This window comes from Kitasatospora sp. NPDC051914 (assembly GCF_040680995.1).
Lineage (GTDB): Bacteria > Actinomycetota > Actinomycetes > Streptomycetales > Streptomycetaceae > Kitasatospora.
Window position 1 is genome coordinate 40312 of sequence record NZ_JBFAXX010000014.1, and the last position, 15787, is coordinate 56098.

Consider the following 15787-nt stretch of genomic DNA (forward strand, 5'->3'; position numbering starts at 1 on the left):
CGATGGCCCGGTGACCGCACCGAACACACCTACGGGCCCGGGCGCCGAGCCGGCCGCCCCGCACGACCCGTTCGCCCCGCCGCCCCCACCCGCACCACGGGAGCGGCCGAAGCGCGCCCTGCTCCCCGAGCTGCGGATCGGTGCGCTGATCACGGTCGCCGGGGCGCTGCTCGGTGTGGTGCTCGGACTGCTCTGGCTCTGGCTGGCCCCGCGGGTGGGCCTGGTCGTCAAGGGCGAGCAGCTGCTGTACGCGGACCCGGAGGGCGAGCAGCGGGCCGGCGCCGACAGCGTCTTCGCCCTGCTCGGCCTCGGCGCGGGCGTGGTCACCGCGCTGGCCGCCTTCCTGCTGACCCGCAGCCGTGGCGGCGGCATCGCGGTGGCCGTGGGCCTCGCGCTCGGCGGCCTGGCCGGCTCGGTGATCGCCTGGCAGCTCGGCACGCGCCTCGGCCCGACCTCCGACCTGGTCGCGCACGCCCGGCAGGCCGGCGACGGCGGCCGGTTCAGCGCCCCGCTGGAGCTCGGCGCACACGGCGCCCTGCTGGTGTGGCCGATGACGGCCATGGTGCTGCTGCTCGTCCTGTCCGCCGCCTTCGGCAAACGCGAGGAGGACCCGCCCCCGTACTGGGCCTCCCCGCAGCCCTGGGCCGACCACCCGCAGGACGGCCATCACCCCACCGACTGATGGGTGCCCCCTCAGGGGCGCGTGGGGGCACCTCCCGGCCGAAGGCTGGGGGAGAACTGCGCAATTCGGATGCGGTCCCGGATGCGGTCACTGTGCGGATCAAGGGCTTGCCGTGTCTGTGCAGTCACTCGCTCCCGGACTGCGCAGCCCCCGCGCCCCTCGTGGGTGCCCTAGCGGCCGATCGGTGCGGTGTGCGCCTTCGTCAGGGCCACCAGGTCGGCCGGGGCGAGTTCGACCTCCAGACCGCGGCGGCCGGCCGAGACGAACACCGTCGGGTGGCCGAGCGCGCTCTCGTCCAGCACCGTGCGCAGTGCCCGCCGCTGCCCGAGCGGGGAGATGCCGCCGCGTACGTAGCCGCTGCTGCGCTCGGCGGCCGCCGGGTCGGCCATCGCCGCCCGCTTGCCGCCGACCGCCGCCGCCAGGGCCTTGAGGTCGAGCTGCCCGGAGACCGGCACGATGCCCACGGTCAGGGCGCCGTCGACGTCGGCGACCAGCGTCTTGAACACCCGCCCGGCCGGGATGCCCAGGAGCTCGGCGGCCTCCCCGCCGTAGGAGGCCGCGGCCGGGTCGTGGTCGTAGGCGTGCACGGTGTACGCGACTCCGGCGGCCTCCAGGGCGACAGTGGCCGGGGTGCCCTGGCCGCCCTTCCTGGTCTTCTTCGCCATCGGCGGCCCTCCTGGGCTCGGTCGGGTCGATCGGGTCGATCGGGTCGGTCAGGTCGGCCGGGTCGGGTCAGTTGGGGCTGAAGGCCTGGCGGGTGAGGTCCGCGGCCGGCAGGGAGGGCAGCCAGGTCAGCAGCGCGGTCTCCCGGCGGAGCAGTTCCAGCTCGGCGGTGAGCCGCTGCGCGGTGTCCGGGGCGGCCAGCAGTTCCTGCTTGACCGGCGCGGGCAGCACGGTGGCGGCCGCCACCAGGTAGGACAGCACCTGCGGGTCGAGCGGCAGGTCGGAGTCGCCGGCGAGGCTCGCCTCCCGCGCCCCGGCGAGCCGCTTGCGGTACTCCCGGAAGGCCCGTTCCACCGCTGCGGCGAGCGCCCCCGAGCCCTCGCCGGACGGCTCGTCCAGCGGCTCGGTCTCGCCCACCAGGTAGGCGCCGCCCGCGTCGATCGAGGTCAGGGTGAACCGGGTGGTGCCGGTGACCAGCAGCTCGTAGCCGCCGTCGGACTGCCGGCGGGCGGAGGTGACGTCCGCGACACAGCCGACCTTGTAGAGCGCCTCCAGCGGGTCGCCGGTGGCGGTGCCCAGCCCGTCCAGCGGACCGGCCGGGCCGTCGTTCTCCCGGACGGGGGCGACCTCGCGCCCGTCCCGGATGGCGATCACCCCGAAACGGCGCGGTTCCTCCTCGGGCCGGTCGAGCAGGTCGGCGACGAGTCGGCGGTAGCGCTCCTCGAAGACGTGCAGGGGCATCACCAGGCCCGGGTAGAGGACCGAGTTGAGCGGGAAGAGCGGCAGCCGTTCTGTCACGGCGCACAGCGTAGTTGCCGCAGGCCCCGGCGACCTCGCCCTTTTGCCGCAGAGCGCGCCCCGGCCGCCCCGGGCGGGTCAGGTGCGCTGCAGCAGCCGGGTGGCGCCGGTGACGGCGGTGGTGGCGAGGATCCAGCCGGTCAGCACCAGTGCGGCGGCCGCCCACTGCCCGGGCCGGTCCGGGTTCCAGCCGTTCTGGCCGAGGTCGACCACCGGCAGCAGCTTGCCGAGGGCGTACAGCGCCGGGTCCCAGGTGGGCCGCTCGTCGGGCTTGAGCGGGGTCGGCGGGTGCTGCAGGAAGTACCCGGTGCCGAGCAGCCAGGCGAGCAGCAGCCACAGCGCCGCCCGGCCGGGCCGGTAGCCGTAGCCGACGGTGACGTCCTGCAACAGCCCCCAGGCCCGGGCCGGTGCGGGCAGCGTGGCCCGGCGTCGCTGCTGCTTGGCGTGCAGCACCCGGCGGGCGTCGTCGTCCCGTCCGTCCCGGCGCAGCGCGGCGGCCAGCTGCTCGTACGGCTCCGGCCGGTACTCGCCGAGGGAGTCCTCCAGCCAGGCGATCCGCTGGTCGACGGTGAACGGCACCTCGGGGCGCAGCGACTCGTAGCTGAAGCCGGTGAGCCGGACCCGGCCGTGGCGCGGCCAGGAGCCGGGGGCGTCGACGAGGTTGCCGACCCGGGCGCGGGAGAGCGAGACCGGGCCGTCCGGCGGGGTGGGGCAGGTGAACCGCAGCTCGGGCGTCTGGATCCGGCTCAGCGACAGCTCCTGCCGGTCGGTGAGGGTGAACTCGGCGTTGGCGATCAGGCAGGCGCCCTCGAACCGGCCGTCGACCAGCCGTACCCCGCCGCGGGCCCGGAACGGTGTGGCCGGGGCCGTCGGGTCGGAGGGGGCGCCGTAGCCGTGGCCCTGGATCTCGCGGGCGCCCGACCGGCCGCCGACCAGCGAGCCGGTCAGGTAGAGGGTGCTGCCGACGCTGATCCGGGCGAGGTCCAGGCAGTTCCGGGCCGGTCCCGTGGCCCGCAGGTCGGCGCCGCGCAGCGACAGCCGACCGCCGACCCGGGCGGTGCGCAGGCTGACCCCGCCGTGTGCGGTGAGCCGCTCGGCCTCCAGGTCCTGGTGGACGCTCGCGCCGTCGGCGGCCAGCGCCCGGCCGTGCCGGTCGCTGCCCAGCTCGGACAGGTTCAGCAGCAGGTCGCTGCCGATCCTGGCGTCGGTGAGCCGGACGCCGCCCGGCACGGTGCACCGGGCCAGGTGGAGGTCGCCCTCGGTGACGAGCCGGGACGCCTCCAGCCGGGGTATCAGGCAGCCGATGAAGCGGATCGTGCCGGCGGCGGCCTCGGCGAGGAACAGCATGCCGTCGAAGCGGCACTGCTGCAGTTCGACGTAGTGGGAGAGCGCCGCGCCGGCCAGGTCCAGCGGTCCGGTGACGTACGCGCCGACCAGCCTGAGGGAGGCGACCCGGCCCTCGGCGGCCTCCGGGCCGTGCAGCAGCAGCCGGGCGAGGACCTCGGCGCGCACCGTGCGCTCCGCGCCCCAGTCGCCGCCGCGCACGGCGCCGTCCTCGGCGTCCCCGCCGGTCCGCAGATCGAGCCTCTCGCCCTGCCGGAAGGCCTCCCACAGCCGCTGCTCGGCGTCCGTCCAGCCGTCCGGTGCGGTCTCCGCCATCGTCCCCCCTGGTGATCTTCGGCCGTCTCGCCGTTCGTATCACGGACTGAAATGCGCGGCCGCCGTTTCCGGCCACTCCTTACACTGGGCCGTGTGATCTCTCGAATCGACCTGCGCGGCTCCGTTTCGGACCCGCGCGACCTGCTGCCCCGTGCCGAGTTCGACGTGGAGGCCGCCCTGGAGAAGGTGCGGCCGATCTGCGAGGACGTACGCCATCGCGGGGTCGCGGCACTGGTCGAGATCACGGAGCGCTTCGACGGGGTGAAGCTCGAGTCCACCAAGGTGCCCGAGGAGCGGATCACCGCCGCCCTGGAGAGCCTCGACCCGAAGGTGCGCGCCGCGCTGGAGGAGTCGATCCGCCGCGCCCGCCTCGTCCACCGCGAGCAGCGCCGCACCGACCACACCACCGAGGTGGTGCCGGGCGGCACGGTCACCGAGCGCTGGGTGCCGGTCGACCGGGTCGGCCTGTACGTGCCGGGCGGCCTCGCGGTCTACCCGTCCTCCGTGGTGATGAACGTCGTCCCCGCGCAGGAGGCCGGCGTGCCCGGCATCGCCGTCTCCTCCCCGCCGCAGAAGGCCCCTTTCAACAGTGAGTGGGGCGGAGGCAGCGTCCACCCGACGATCCTCGCCGCCTGCGCCCTGCTCGGCGTCACCGAGGTGTACGCGGTCGGCGGCGCCCAGGCGGTCGCCATGTTCGCTTACGGCACCGAGGAGTGCCGCCCGGTCAACCTGGTGACCGGCCCCGGCAACATCTACGTCGCCGCCGCCAAGCGCCTGCTCAAGGGCCGGATCGGCATCGACGCGGAGGCCGGCCCGACCGAGATCGCGATCCTCGCGGACGAGACCGCCTCCCCGCGCGAGGTCGCCGCCGACCTGATCAGCCAGGCCGAGCACGACCCGATGGCCGCCTCCGTGCTGGTCACCGACTCGCTCGCGCTCGCCGACGCGGTCGAGGCCGAGCTGGAGACCCAGGTCGCGAACACCAAGCACCGCGAGCGGGTCGCCACCGCCCTCGGCGGCAAGCAGTCCGGCATCGTCCTGGTCGACGACGTCGAGCAGGGCCTCGACGTGGTCAACGCCTACGCCGCCGAGCACCTGGAGATCCAGACCCGCGACGCCCGCGCGGTCGCCGCCCGGGTCCGCAACGCCGGCGCGGTCTTCATCGGCAGCTACGCCCCGGTCTCGCTCGGCGACTACGCGGCCGGCTCCAACCACGTGCTGCCCACCGGCGGCTGCGCCTGCCACTCCTCCGGCCTGTCCGTGCAGTCCTTCCTGCGCGGCATCCACGTCGTGGACTACTCCCGCGAGGCGCTGGCGGACGTCGCCGCGCACGTGGTGAACCTCGCGAACGCCGAGGACCTGCCCGGCCACGGTGACGCCATCCGGGCCCGCTTCGACTGGACGGTGCCCAACTCTTGAAGATCGACGACCTCCCCATCCGCGACGAACTGCGCGGACAGTCCCCGTACGGTGCGCCGCAGCTCGACGTCCCCGTCCAGCTGAACACCAACGAGAACCCGTACCCGCTGCCCGAGCCGCTGGTCGCCCGGATCGCCGAGCGGGTCGCCGAGGCCGCCCGCCACCTCAACCGCTACCCGGACCGGGACGCCGTCGAGCTGCGCGAGGGCCTCGCCGCCTACCTCACCCGCACCACCGGCCACGCCGTCACCCGGCAGCAGGTCTGGGCCGCCAACGGCTCCAACGAGGTCCTCCAGCAGCTGCTGCAGACCTTCGGCGGCCCCGGCCGCACCGCGCTCGGCTTCGAGCCCTCGTACTCGATGCACGCGCTGATCTCCCGCGGCACCGGCACCGGCTGGATCTCCGGCCCGCGCAACGAGGACTTCACCATCGACCTCGACGCGGCCCGCGCCGCGATCGCCGAGAAGCGGCCGAACGTCCTCTTCGTCTGCTCGCCGAACAACCCGACCGGCACCGCCGTCGCCGCCGACACCGTCCTCGCCCTGTACGAGGCCGCGCAGGCCGCCCGGCCCAGCCTGGTGATCGTCGACGAGGCGTACGTCGAGTTCTCGCACCGCGACTCGCTGCTGCCGCTGATCGAGGGCCGCCCCAACCTGGTGGTCTCCCGCACCATGTCGAAGGCGTTCGGCGCGGCGGGCCTCAGGCTCGGCTACCTGGCCGCCGACCCGGCCGTGGTCGACGCCGTGCAGCTCGTCCGGCTGCCCTACCACCTGTCGGCCGTCACCCAGGCCACCGCGCTCGCCTGCCTGGAGCACACCGACACCCTGCTCGGCTACGTCGAGCAGCTCAAGGCCGAGCGGGACCGCGTCGTCGACGCCCTGCGCGGCCTCGGTGTCGAAGTCACCGACTCCGACGCCAACTTCATCCAGTTCGGCCGCTTCGCCGACACCCACGCCGTGTGGCAGGCGATCCTCGACCGCGGCGTGCTCGTCCGCGACAACGGCGTCCCCGGGTGGCTGCGCGTCACCGCCGGCACCCCCGCCGAGAACGACGCCTTCCTGGACGCCGTCCGTCTCGTGATCAAGGAGCTGTAACCCCGCATGTCCCGTATCGGCCGCGTCGAACGCACCACCAAGGAGACCTCGGTCCTCGTCGAGATCGACCTCGACGGCACCGGGAAGACCGAGATCTCGACGGGCGTCGGGTTCTACGACCACATGCTCGACCAGCTCGGCCGCCACGGCCTCTTCGACCTCACGGTCAAGACCGACGGCGACCTGCACATCGACACCCACCACACCATCGAGGACACCGCCCTCGCGCTGGGCGCCGCCTTCAAGCAGGCACTCGGCGACAAGGTGGGCATCTACCGCTTCGGCAACTGCACCGTCCCGCTGGACGAGTCGCTCGCCCAGGTCACCGTCGACCTCTCCGGCCGCCCCTACCTGGTGCACACCGAGCCGGAGAACATGGCGCCGATGATCGGCAGCTACGACACCACCATGACCCGGCACATCCTGGAGTCGTTCGTCGCACAGGCGCAGATCGCCCTGCACGTCCACGTCCCGTACGGGCGCAACGCCCACCACATCGTCGAGTGCCAGTTCAAGGCGCTTGCCCGCGCGCTGCGCTACGCCTCCGAGCGCGACCCGCGCGCGGCCGGCATCCTCCCCTCGACCAAGGGCGCCCTGTGAGCAACATCGCGATCGCACTGATCTTCGTCGGCCTCTTCCTGACCGGCGGCGTGATCTCGTTCTGGAAGCAGAAGCTGCCCAAGGGCGTCATCGCGGTGCTCGCGATCGGCGCCGTGATGTGCCTGGCCGCCGGCATCATGCGCCTGTAGCCGGCCTCGAGAGACTGGACCTTTCCTCCATGGCCAAGAACGTCGTCGTCCTCGACTACGGCTCCGGCAACCTCCGTTCCGCGCAGCGCGCCGTCGAGCGCACCGGCGCGAACGTCACCGTCACCTCCGACTTCCAGGCCGCCCTGGACGCCGACGGGCTGCTCGTCCCCGGCGTCGGCGCCTTCGAGGCCTGCATGCGCGGTCTCAAGGCCGTCCGCGGCGAGCAGATCATCGGCCGCCGCCTCGCGGGCGGCCGGCCCGTCCTCGGCATCTGCGTCGGCATGCAGATCCTCTTCGCCCGCGGCGTCGAGCACGGCGTGGAGACGGAGGGCTGCGACGAGTGGCCCGGCACCGTCGAACCGCTGGACGCCCCGATCGTCCCGCACATGGGCTGGAACACCGTCGACGTCCCCGAGGGCAGCCGGATGTTCGCCGGCCTCGACGCCGACACCCGGTTCTACTTCGTCCACTCCTACGGCGTCCGCCGGTGGGAGCTGGAGGTCCACAGCGCCCGGCTGCACGCCCCGCTGGTCACCTGGGCCACCCACGGCCACCCGTTCGTCGCCGCCGTGGAGAACGGCCCGCTCTGGGCCACCCAGTTCCACCCCGAGAAGTCCGGCGACGCCGGCGCCGCCCTGCTGACCAACTGGGTCAGCACCCTCTGAAGCCGAAGGTCGAACACATGAGCCGCCTCGAACTGCTCCCCGCCGTCGACGTCCGCGACGGCCAGGCCGTCCGCCTGGTCAAGGGCGCCTCCGGCACCGAGACCTCCTTCGGCGAGCCCCTCGCCTCCGCCCTCGCCTGGCAGAACGCCGGCGCCGAGTGGCTGCACCTGGTCGACCTCGACGCCGCCTTCGGCACCGGCAGCAACCGCGAGCTGCTCGCCGAGGTCACCGGCCGCCTCGACATCAAGGTCGAGCTCTCCGGCGGCATCCGCGACGACGAGTCGCTCGCCGCCGCCCTCGCCACCGGCTGCACCCGGGTCAACCTCGGCACCGCCGCCCTGGAGACCCCCGAGTGGGTCGCCAAGGTCATCGCCGAGCACGGCGACAAGATCGCCGTCGGCCTGGACGTCGTCGGCACCACCCTGCGCGGCCGCGGCTGGACCCGCGACGGCGGCAACCTCTACGAGGTCCTCGCCCGCCTCGACTCCGAGGGCTGCGCCCGCTACGTCGTCACCGACGTCAACCGCGACGGCACCCTCACCGGCCCCAACCTGGAGCTGCTGCGCAACGTCTGCGCCGCCACCGACAAGCCGGTGGTCGCCTCCGGCGGCGTCTCCTCGCTGGACGACCTGCGCGCCATCGCCACCCTGACCGGCGAGGGTGTCGAGGGCGCCATTGTGGGCAAGGCCCTCTACGAGCAGAAGTTCACCCTCGAAGAGGCCCTGGAGGCGGTGTCCCGATGACAGAGGTCCCGGCCGCATCACGTCCGTACCGAGTGTCCGGCTCCTCCCCGTGGGAGGACCAGTTCGGCTACTCCCGGGCCGTCGCGGTCGGGGACACCGTCCTCGTCGCCGGCACCACCGCGTTCGAGGGCGGCATGGTCCATCACGAGGGAGACCCGTACACCCAGACCCTCACGGCGTTCGAGGTCGCCTTCAAGGCCCTCGCCGAGTACGGGCTCTCCGCGGCCGACGTCGTCCGCACCCGGATGTTCATCACCCACATCCGGGACTGCGACGAGGTCGGCCGGGCGCACAAGAAACTCTTCGACACGATCCGCCCGGTGGCGACCATGGTCGTGGTCCAGGGCCTGATCGACTCCCGGATGATGGTCGAGGTCGAACTCGAGGCATATCGTGCCGGGCTGGCAACCTCGTTGGAAGGCAAGCAGTGAGCCTCGCAGTACGTGTCATCCCCTGCCTGGACGTCGACGCCGGGCGGGTCGTCAAGGGCGTCAACTTCCAGAACCTGCGCGACGCCGGCGACCCGGTGGAACTCGCCAAGGCCTACGACGCCCAGGGCGCCGACGAGTTGACCTTCCTGGACATCACCGCCTCCTCCGGTGACCGGGAGACCACCTACGACGTGGTGCGCCGCACCGCCGAACAGGTCTTCATCCCGCTCACCGTCGGCGGCGGCGTCCGCACCGCCGACGACGTCGACAAGCTGCTGCGGGCCGGCGCCGACAAGGTCGGCGTCAACACCGCCGCGATCGCCCGCCCCGAGCTGATCCGCGAGATCGCCGAACGCTTCGGCCGCCAGGTGCTGGTGCTCTCCGTCGACGCCAGGCGCACCCCCGAAGGCACCGTGACGCCCTCCGGCTTCGAGGTCACCACCCACGGCGGCCGCCGCGGCACCGGCCTCGACGCCGTCGAATGGGCCGTCCGCGCCGCCGAGTTGGGCGCCGGTGAGATCCTGCTCAACTCCATGGACGCCGACGGCACCAAGGACGGCTACGACCTGGAGATGATCCGCGCCGTCCGCAAGAACGTCGCCGTCCCGGTGATCGCCTCCGGTGGCGCCGGCAAGCTCGCCGACTTCGCCCCCGCCGTCGACGCCGGGGCCGACGCGGTGCTCGCCGCCTCCGTCTTCCACTTCGGCGACCTGACCATCGGCCAGGTCAAGGACGCACTGCGCAGCAGCGGCCACCCCGTCCGCTGAACCGCACCGGCCACCGCCCGGGCCCGCCGACCACCGGCGGGCCCGGGCGCGTTTCGGCACCCCGAGGTCAGGACGGCGACCCCGTCAGGACGGCATCTCGCTCTTGATGATCGCGAACACCGCGCCGTGCGGGTCCGTCGCCCAGCCCATCCGGCCGACCCCCGGCACGTCCATGCCCGGCATCACGACCGCACCGCCGCTGTGCTCGGCCCGGCCCAGCACCGCGTCCACGTCGGTGACCTCGAAGTACGGCACCCAGCGGACCGGCTCCTGCTCGCTCTGCAGCGGCGCCACACCGCCCAGCGAGACCTCCCGCGCCTCGCCGCCCTCGGCCGTGGAGACCACCGTGTACGTCATCCCCGGCATCTCCACCGCCTCCGTGCGCCAGCCGAACAGCGCCTGGTAGAACGCCGTCGCCGCCGACGGGTCCGGAGTGTGGAGCTCCGCCCAGCAGAAGGTGTTGGGGTCGTTGACCACGTCCAGACCCTTGGTCTCACCGGGCTGCCAGATCGCGAACTGCACGCCCGCCGGGTCCGACAGCTGCGCCATCCGGCCCGCGGTCATCACGTCCATCGGCTCGGCCCGCACCGTGCCGCCGTGCTGCTCCGCGGTCTTCGCGGTGGCGTCCGCGTCCGGCGTCTGGAAGTAGATCGTCCAGGCCGGGGCGGCCCCCTCCTCCGTCAGCGGCCCGACCGCCGCGACCGTCCTGCCCTCCTGCTGGAAGAAGCCGTAGTTCCCGGCCTCCTCGCCCAGCGACATGAACGACCAGCCGAACACGGTCTTGTAGAACTCGGCGGTCACGGGGATGTCCGGGCTCCCGAGGTCGATCCAGCAGGGGGAGCCGGTCCGGAACTCCGTGGTGAGCATCGTGGTGCGCCCCTTCGAGGGTCGGTGGCCGGGCCGCTCCGCCGGGCGCGGAGGCATGAGGCCGCAACCACCAGCCAGTGTGACCGGCGCCACTGACAATCGCGCGATGTTCGCCGGAACTCCGGCGTTTTCGCAGGTCAGCGCGGACCGGGCAGCGGCAGCGCCTTCCGCAGGGCGGCCACCGCCGTCTCCGGCCCGTGCACCGACAGCGAGGTGCGCGCCCCGCGGCCGTACGCGAAGAGCACCAGCTCGCCCGGCTCCCCGGTCAGGTGCACCGTCGGCGCCGTCCGGTGCGCCACCGTGACGCTACGCCCGTCCGGGCGCTCCAGCACCAGCTGCACCGGCGACTTCCGGCCCGCCTCCAGCCGCGCCAGCATCGGCAGCCGCCGCCACAGCGCGTCCGCCAGCGGCGCCGCGACCTCCTCCTGCCGCCAGCCCTGCACGGCCCGCCGGACGTCCTCCGCATGCACGAAGTACTCGACCAGGTTGGCCGCCTCGTCCGCGCCCGGCAGCGCGAACGGGGACACCGCCGGCGGCCCCGACCGGAACAGCTCCACCAGCTCCCCGTACGGCCGCCGCGCGTAACCGCGCTGCACCCGCTCCGTCCACCCGGCGAGCGGCGTGATCCGGATGCCGGCCGCCGCGTCCGGCCGCCGCTCCCGCAGCACCAGGTGGGCCGCCAGGTCGGCCGTCGTCCACCCCGCGCACAGCGTCGGCGCCTGCGGCCCGGCCGCCACCAGCAGATCCGCCAGGCGCTCGCGTTCCCCCCGCGCAAACCTCGTCATGGTGCCCACCCTAGGGCGTGCCTTGCCGGTGGGGCGGAGCGGGAGGATCGTAAGAACCCGAGGGTGCGGCGGTCGGCGGACGATCAAGGGGCCAGGGGGCGGAGCCACCCGGAGGTGCATCATGACGTTCGTCCAGCTCATCGAGTGCAGGACCGACAAGGTCGACGACCTCAACCGGCTGATGGACAACTGGATCGAGCAGAGCAAGGGCCGTCGCACGGCCACCCACTCGATGGTCGGGGCCGACCGCGCCGACGCCCGGCACGTCGTCGAGATCGTCGAGTTCCCCTCCTACGAGGAGGCCATGCGGAACTCCCAGCTGCCCGAGACCGACCGGATCTTCCACGAGATGGTGGCGCTCTGCGACGAGCCGCCCACCTTCACCGACCTGGACATCGTCCGCGACGAGCAGCTCAACAAGGCCGCCGTCCAGCAGCTGATGCAGCGCATGTCGGCCGGCGACCTCACCGTCTTCGACGAACTCGTCGCCACCGACTACCACGACCACGACATCGCCGACGAGAACGACCTCATGGGGCGGGACGCCGTCCGCGACAAGTGCGCCGAGTACCTGGAGGCCTTCGACTTCGCCTTCACCATCGACCGGCAGCTCGCCGAGGGCGACTGCGTCACCACCATGTGGAGCTTCAGCGGCATGCACAAGGGCGACTTCATGGGCCTGCCCGCCACCCACAAGCGCGTCGAACTGACCGGCTCCACGACCTTCCGCTTCAAGGACGGCATGATCTGCGAGGGCTGGTGGCACTGGGACAACATGTCCATGATGCGCCAACTCGGCCTCGTCCGGATGTGAGAGGCGCACCCCAGGGAGCGTCCAGGCGTCAGTGGAAACGGCCCGTCAGTTTGCGGCCGTGCTGCACGTTGCTGACGGTCATGGTGCAGGTGGCGTCCCGCATGCCCTGCTTGTAGTACGGCAGGTAGGGGCCCAGCGGGAAGCCGTAGTACGGGCCGCCGCCGCCCTGGCGGCGGTCCCGTTCGGCTAGCGGCTCCTTGCAGAGGTCCCGCAGGGCCCGCCCGATCTGCACATCGCTGGTCAGCCCCTCGGGCAGCTCGACGTTGGCGATGGCCTCGCCGTCGTGCGGCTGCTCGCAGGGCCGCTCCTCGGCCCGGGTGATCACCTCGCTGAGCTGCGGGTGGTCGAAGCAGGTGCCCGGCGCGAAGAAGGGGTACGGCAGCGTCGGCGACGGGCTGGGGGAGGGGCTCGGTGCACTGCTGCCGGGGGCCGGCGGGGGAGGCGCCGCCTTGCGTTCGCCGTCCGGCCGGAGCCAGACCGCGGCCGCCACCGCCAGCACCACCACGACGGCGACCACCACGACGGCCCGCCTGCGCCCCTGTTCCACCCCGACCCCCTCGGCTCCCCGCCATTCTGGCCCGGCACCGCCGCCGCCGTCAGCGGATCACCGCTACTGCCCGCGGTCCTCCAGGGCGGCGAGGTGCCGCTCCACGCTCTCGACCTTCGCGGTCAGTCCGCCGCCCACCCCCGCCCGGTCGTCGATCTTGATCACGGTGCTGACCCGGTTCGCGTACTCCTTCACCGCCTCGATCGCCGCCCGCACGACGGGCATCACCTCGTCCCACTCGCCCTCGATGCTGGTGAACATGGCGTCCGTCCGGTTCGGCAGCCCGCTGTCGCGGACCACCTTCACGGCCGCCGCCACCGCCTCGCCCACGTCCTCGCCCACGCCCAGCGGCGTGACGGAGAAGGCCACGATCATCCCGTCCTCGCTTCCCGCCCGTTCCCGGGCTCCGGTCGTTCGCGCGCCGGCCGCCGCTCGGTACGCTGGGGCCGGCACGACCCGTACAAGGGGTCAACTTCTCATGCGAGTCGGAATCATCGGGCACGAAACCCTCTCGGACCTCACCGAGATGCTCGTCCGCGGCGAACTCTGGCAGCTGGTCACCGCGCACGGCGCCTACGACCTGGTCGGTGTCGGACGGCTCCGGCCGGGGCCGGAGACCTGGTTCGCGCAGTCCGTCCTCGACCACGGCGGCCGGATCGAGGCCGTCCTCTCCGCCGAGGAGGCCCGGGCCGGCGCCTTCGCCGGGGACGGCTGCCGCGACACCCGCCGCCGGCTGCTCAACGCGGCCAACGCCGTGCACCGGCTGGCCCCCGCCCGGGCCGGCGGGCCGGGTGACGACGCCGGCGTCCTGGTCGGCATGGTCGACGAACTGGTCGCCGTCTGGGACGGCCGCCCCGGCAGCGAACCCGCCCGCGTCGTCGACGCCGCCCGCGCCGCCGGCCTGGAGGTCAGGGTCGTCTGGCCGGACGGCTGCGAGAGCCCCGAGGAGGCCCGCCCACTCCGCGAACACTGATCACCCCGCCGCGCGGGACCTGCGAGAATGGGCCGCATGTCCACCACACCCGCAGTGCCCGGCAGCACCGCCCTCGACCCGGCGGTCGCCGCCCGTCTCAAGCGCACCGCCGACGGCCTGCTCCCCGCCATCGCCCAGCAGTACGACACCGGCGAGGTGCTGATGCTGGGTTGGATGGACGACGAGGCGCTGCACCGCACCCTCACCACCGGCCGCTGCACCTACTGGAGCCGCAGCCGCAGCGAGTACTGGGTGAAGGGCGACACCTCCGGCCACGTCCAGCGGGTCGTCGCCGTCGCCCTCGACTGCGACGGCGACACCCTGCTGGTGAAGGTCGACCAGACCGGCGCCGCCTGCCACACCGGCGACCGCACCTGCTTCGACGCCGACGTGCTGCCCGTCGCTCGCTGACCTTTCGACCGGCTCCACGCCCGCACCAACGCCAGCCCCAGCACCACACGCCAGCCCGCCCCCCTTCTCCGAACGGTGCCCGCTCCCATGGACCTCGAGGCCTTCCGCAAGCTCGCCGCAGACACCCGGGTCATCCCCGTCACCCGCAGGCTCCTCGCGGACGGCCTCACCCCGATCGGGCTCTACCGCAGCCTCGCCGGGGAGCGTCCCGGCACCTTCCTGCTGGAGTCCGCCGAGCACGGCCAGAGCTGGTCCCGCTACTCCTTCGTCGGCGTCCGCAGCGCCGCCACCCTCACCGCCGACCCCGACGGCAACGCCCGCTGGCACGGCACCCCGCCCGTCGGCATCCCCACCAGCGGTGACCCGCTGCAGGTGGTGCGCGCCGCCCTCGCCGCCCTGCACACCCCCCGGCACACCGACGACGGCCTGCCCCCGCTCACCGGCGGCATGGTCGGCTACCTCGGCTACGACGTCGTCCGCCGGCTGGAGAAGCTGCCGAACCTCACCCCCGACGACCTGAAGCTCCCCGAGCTCACCCTGCTGCTCGCCACCGACCTCGCCGTCCTCGACCACGTCGACGGCACCGTGCTGCTGATCGCCAACGCGGTCAACCACAACGACCTGGCCAGCGGCGTCGACGAGGCGTACGCGGACGCGGTGGCCCGCCTCGACGCCATGGAGGCCGACCTGCTCAAGCCGGTCGACCCGGGCCTGGCCACCTTCACCCCGACCGCGGCCGAGGCGCACTCCCCGTTCGGCGGCGCCCCCTACCGGGCGGCCGTCGAGACGGTCAAGGAGCGCATCCGGGCCGGCGAGGCCTTCCAGGTGGTGCCCTCGCAGCGGTTCGAGGCGCCCTGCCCGGCCTCCGCCCTCGACGTGTACCGGGTGCTGCGCACCACCAACCCCAGCCCGTACATGTACCTCTTCCGCTTCCCCGGCCCGGACGGCACCGCCGAGGGCGGCTTCGACGTGGTCGGCTCCAGCCCGGAGGCACTGGTCAAGGTCAGCGACGGCGAGGCGATGGTGCACCCGATCGCCGGCACCAGGCACCGCGGCGCCACCCCGCACGAGGACGCCGAACTCGCCGCCGAACTCCTAGCCGACCCCAAGGAGCGGGCCGAGCACCTGATGCTCGTCGACCTCGGCCGCAACGACCTCGGCCGGGTCTGCGAGCCGGGCAGCGTCGAGGTCGTCGACTTCATGGCGATCGAGCGCTACAGCCACGTCATGCACATCGTCTCCACCGTCACCGGCCGGGTCGCCGAGGGCCGCACGGCCTTCGACGTGCTGACCGCCTGCTTCCCCGCCGGCACCCTCTCCGGCGCACCCAAGCCGCGCGCCATGCAGATCATCGAGGAGCTCGAGCCCACCCGCCGCGGCCTGTACGGCGGCTGCGTCGGCTACCTCGACTTCGCCGGCGACTCCGACACCGCCATCGCCATCCGCACCGCCGTCCTGCGCGACGGCACCGCCTACGTGCAGGCCGGCGCCGGCGTGGTGGCCGACTCCGACCCGCACGCCGAGGACACCGAGTGCCGCAACAAGGCCGCCGCCGTGCTGCGTGCCGTCGCCACCGCCAACACGCTGCGCCCGCCGGTATCGTGAGGTAACCGATCCCGCGGAGGGAGGCGGCCGCCATGACCGCGACGAGGACGGGCAGCGCCCGGGGCGTGCGCGCGGCCGCGGGCCCCCCGTGCGGGCCGCCGCCGCGGACGGGGGT

At 73.4% G+C, this 15787-nt stretch carries 20 protein-coding genes; 13 read left to right on the forward strand and 7 right to left on the reverse strand.

Translation table 11 applies throughout. From position 1 onward, the window contains the following. Positions 1-10: 10 nt before the first annotated feature. Positions 11-682 (forward strand): hypothetical protein, encoded by a 672-nt coding sequence (locus AB0M03_RS11710; RefSeq protein ID WP_363491074.1) that lies wholly within the window; start codon positions 11-13, stop codon positions 680-682. 170 nt (positions 683-852) lie between these two features. On the opposite strand, the gene ybaK is transcribed toward AB0M03_RS11710, so the two are convergent. From ybaK to AB0M03_RS11725, 3 genes are all read right to left on the reverse strand, one after another. Continuing rightward, positions 853-1347 carry a Cys-tRNA(Pro) deacylase gene (gene ybaK, locus AB0M03_RS11715; RefSeq protein ID WP_363491076.1) on the reverse strand — a complete coding sequence of 165 codons (495 nt, stop codon included), beginning with the start codon at positions 1345-1347 and terminating at the stop codon, positions 853-855. Between the two features lie 67 nt (positions 1348-1414). After that, positions 1415-2143, reverse strand: coding sequence for an LON peptidase substrate-binding domain-containing protein (locus tag AB0M03_RS11720; protein WP_363491078.1), 729 nt, complete (start codon positions 2141-2143; stop codon positions 1415-1417). Between the two features lie 78 nt (positions 2144-2221). After that, positions 2222-3802, reverse strand: a complete 1581-nt coding sequence (locus AB0M03_RS11725) for an oxidoreductase (RefSeq protein WP_363491080.1) — start codon at positions 3800-3802, stop codon at positions 2222-2224. A 93-nt stretch (positions 3803-3895) separates the two neighbouring features. Here AB0M03_RS11725 and hisD point away from each other — a divergent pair, with 93 nt between their 5' ends. From hisD to hisF, 8 genes are read left to right on the forward strand one after another with little or no spacing between them, the layout of a single operon-like run. Continuing rightward, positions 3896-5221 carry a histidinol dehydrogenase gene (hisD, locus tag AB0M03_RS11730; RefSeq protein WP_363491082.1) on the forward strand — a complete coding sequence of 442 codons (1326 nt, stop codon included), beginning with the start codon at positions 3896-3898 and terminating at the stop codon, positions 5219-5221. Further along, the gene (locus tag AB0M03_RS11735; protein WP_363491084.1) at positions 5218-6315 is read left to right on the forward strand and encodes a histidinol-phosphate transaminase; all 1098 of its coding nucleotides are present in this window, start codon (positions 5218-5220) and stop codon (positions 6313-6315) included. The genes hisD and AB0M03_RS11735 overlap by 4 nt, the downstream gene beginning before the upstream one ends. 6 nt (positions 6316-6321) lie before the next feature. After that, positions 6322-6915, forward strand: coding sequence for an imidazoleglycerol-phosphate dehydratase HisB (gene hisB, locus AB0M03_RS11740; RefSeq protein WP_095876876.1), 594 nt, complete (start codon positions 6322-6324; stop codon positions 6913-6915). Continuing rightward, entirely contained in the window at positions 6912-7064 is a 153-nt protein-coding gene (locus AB0M03_RS11745; protein ID WP_363491086.1) for a hypothetical protein, read from the forward strand. Before hisB ends, AB0M03_RS11745 begins: the two co-directional genes overlap by 4 nt. A gap of 29 nt (positions 7065-7093) precedes the next feature. Beyond that, positions 7094-7729, forward strand: coding sequence for an imidazole glycerol phosphate synthase subunit HisH (gene hisH, locus AB0M03_RS11750; RefSeq protein ID WP_363491088.1), 636 nt, complete (start codon positions 7094-7096; stop codon positions 7727-7729). Positions 7730-7746: 17 nt separating this feature from the next. Beyond that, positions 7747-8472 (forward strand): bifunctional 1-(5-phosphoribosyl)-5-((5-phosphoribosylamino)methylideneamino)imidazole-4-carboxamide isomerase/phosphoribosylanthranilate isomerase PriA, encoded by a 726-nt coding sequence (gene priA, locus AB0M03_RS11755; protein WP_363491090.1) that lies wholly within the window; start codon positions 7747-7749, stop codon positions 8470-8472. Next, a complete protein-coding gene (locus AB0M03_RS11760; RefSeq protein WP_363491092.1) occupies positions 8469-8903 on the forward strand; it encodes a RidA family protein in 435 nt (144 codons plus the stop codon). Before priA ends, AB0M03_RS11760 begins: the two co-directional genes overlap by 4 nt. Beyond that, positions 8900-9670, forward strand: coding sequence for an imidazole glycerol phosphate synthase subunit HisF (gene hisF, locus AB0M03_RS11765; protein WP_363491094.1), 771 nt, complete (start codon positions 8900-8902; stop codon positions 9668-9670). The genes AB0M03_RS11760 and hisF overlap by 4 nt, the downstream gene beginning before the upstream one ends. An 84-nt stretch (positions 9671-9754) precedes the next feature. Here the strand turns inward: hisF and AB0M03_RS11770 are convergent, their stop codons facing one another. Then, positions 9755-10537, reverse strand: a complete 783-nt coding sequence (locus AB0M03_RS11770) for a VOC family protein (protein WP_363491096.1) — start codon at positions 10535-10537, stop codon at positions 9755-9757. Positions 10538-10674: 137 nt separating this feature from the next. Beyond that, positions 10675-11322 carry a TIGR03085 family metal-binding protein gene (locus AB0M03_RS11775; protein WP_363491098.1) on the reverse strand — a complete coding sequence of 216 codons (648 nt, stop codon included), beginning with the start codon at positions 11320-11322 and terminating at the stop codon, positions 10675-10677. Positions 11323-11443: 121 nt separating this feature from the next. On the opposite strand from AB0M03_RS11775, the gene AB0M03_RS11780 reads away from it, so the two are divergent. Further along, positions 11444-12136 (forward strand): ester cyclase, encoded by a 693-nt coding sequence (locus AB0M03_RS11780; RefSeq protein WP_363491100.1) that lies wholly within the window; start codon positions 11444-11446, stop codon positions 12134-12136. Positions 12137-12164: 28 nt separating this feature from the next. Here the strand turns inward: AB0M03_RS11780 and AB0M03_RS11785 are convergent, their stop codons facing one another. Further along, on the reverse strand, positions 12165-12683 hold the full coding sequence (locus AB0M03_RS11785) for a hypothetical protein (protein WP_363491102.1): 519 nt from the start codon (positions 12681-12683) through the stop codon (positions 12165-12167). 63 nt (positions 12684-12746) lie between these two features. After that, a complete protein-coding gene (locus AB0M03_RS11790) occupies positions 12747-13058 on the reverse strand; it encodes an MTH1187 family thiamine-binding protein (RefSeq protein WP_363491104.1) in 312 nt (103 codons plus the stop codon). Between the two features lie 103 nt (positions 13059-13161). Between AB0M03_RS11790 and AB0M03_RS11795 the strand changes: the two genes are divergently transcribed. From AB0M03_RS11795 to AB0M03_RS11805, 3 genes are all read left to right on the forward strand, one after another. Next, positions 13162-13656, forward strand: a complete 495-nt coding sequence (locus AB0M03_RS11795; RefSeq protein WP_363491106.1) for a hypothetical protein — start codon at positions 13162-13164, stop codon at positions 13654-13656. Positions 13657-13692: 36 nt separating this feature from the next. Beyond that, the gene (gene hisI / locus AB0M03_RS11800; RefSeq protein ID WP_363491108.1) at positions 13693-14067 is read left to right on the forward strand and encodes a phosphoribosyl-AMP cyclohydrolase; all 375 of its coding nucleotides are present in this window, start codon (positions 13693-13695) and stop codon (positions 14065-14067) included. Between the two features lie 87 nt (positions 14068-14154). After that, positions 14155-15672 (forward strand): anthranilate synthase component I, encoded by a 1518-nt coding sequence (locus tag AB0M03_RS11805; protein WP_363491110.1) that lies wholly within the window; start codon positions 14155-14157, stop codon positions 15670-15672. Positions 15673-15787: the final 115 nt, after the last annotated feature.

Bases quoted from the DNA above. Each gene is read 5' to 3' on its own strand.
- ybaK (WP_363491076.1), bottom strand. From the start codon at position 1,347: ATGGCGAAGAAGACCAGGAAGGGCGGCCAGGGCACCCCGGCCACTGTC.
- AB0M03_RS11725 (WP_363491080.1), bottom strand. From the start codon at position 3,802: ATGGCGGAGACCGCACCGGACGGCTGGACGGACGCCGAGCAGCGGCTG.
- hisB (WP_095876876.1), top strand. From the start codon at position 6,322: ATGTCCCGTATCGGCCGCGTCGAACGCACCACCAAGGAGACCTCGGTC.
- hisH (WP_363491088.1), top strand. From the start codon at position 7,094: ATGGCCAAGAACGTCGTCGTCCTCGACTACGGCTCCGGCAACCTCCGT.
- priA (WP_363491090.1), top strand. From the start codon at position 7,747: ATGAGCCGCCTCGAACTGCTCCCCGCCGTCGACGTCCGCGACGGCCAG.
- AB0M03_RS11760 (WP_363491092.1), top strand. From the start codon at position 8,469: ATGACAGAGGTCCCGGCCGCATCACGTCCGTACCGAGTGTCCGGCTCC.
- AB0M03_RS11770 (WP_363491096.1), bottom strand. From the start codon at position 10,537: ATGCTCACCACGGAGTTCCGGACCGGCTCCCCCTGCTGGATCGACCTC.
- AB0M03_RS11775 (WP_363491098.1), bottom strand. From the start codon at position 11,322: ATGACGAGGTTTGCGCGGGGGGAACGCGAGCGCCTGGCGGATCTGCTG.
- AB0M03_RS11780 (WP_363491100.1), top strand. From the start codon at position 11,444: ATGACGTTCGTCCAGCTCATCGAGTGCAGGACCGACAAGGTCGACGAC.
- AB0M03_RS11790 (WP_363491104.1), bottom strand. From the start codon at position 13,058: ATGATCGTGGCCTTCTCCGTCACGCCGCTGGGCGTGGGCGAGGACGTG.
- AB0M03_RS11795 (WP_363491106.1), top strand. From the start codon at position 13,162: ATGCGAGTCGGAATCATCGGGCACGAAACCCTCTCGGACCTCACCGAG.
- hisI (WP_363491108.1), top strand. From the start codon at position 13,693: ATGTCCACCACACCCGCAGTGCCCGGCAGCACCGCCCTCGACCCGGCG.
- AB0M03_RS11805 (WP_363491110.1), top strand. From the start codon at position 14,155: ATGGACCTCGAGGCCTTCCGCAAGCTCGCCGCAGACACCCGGGTCATC.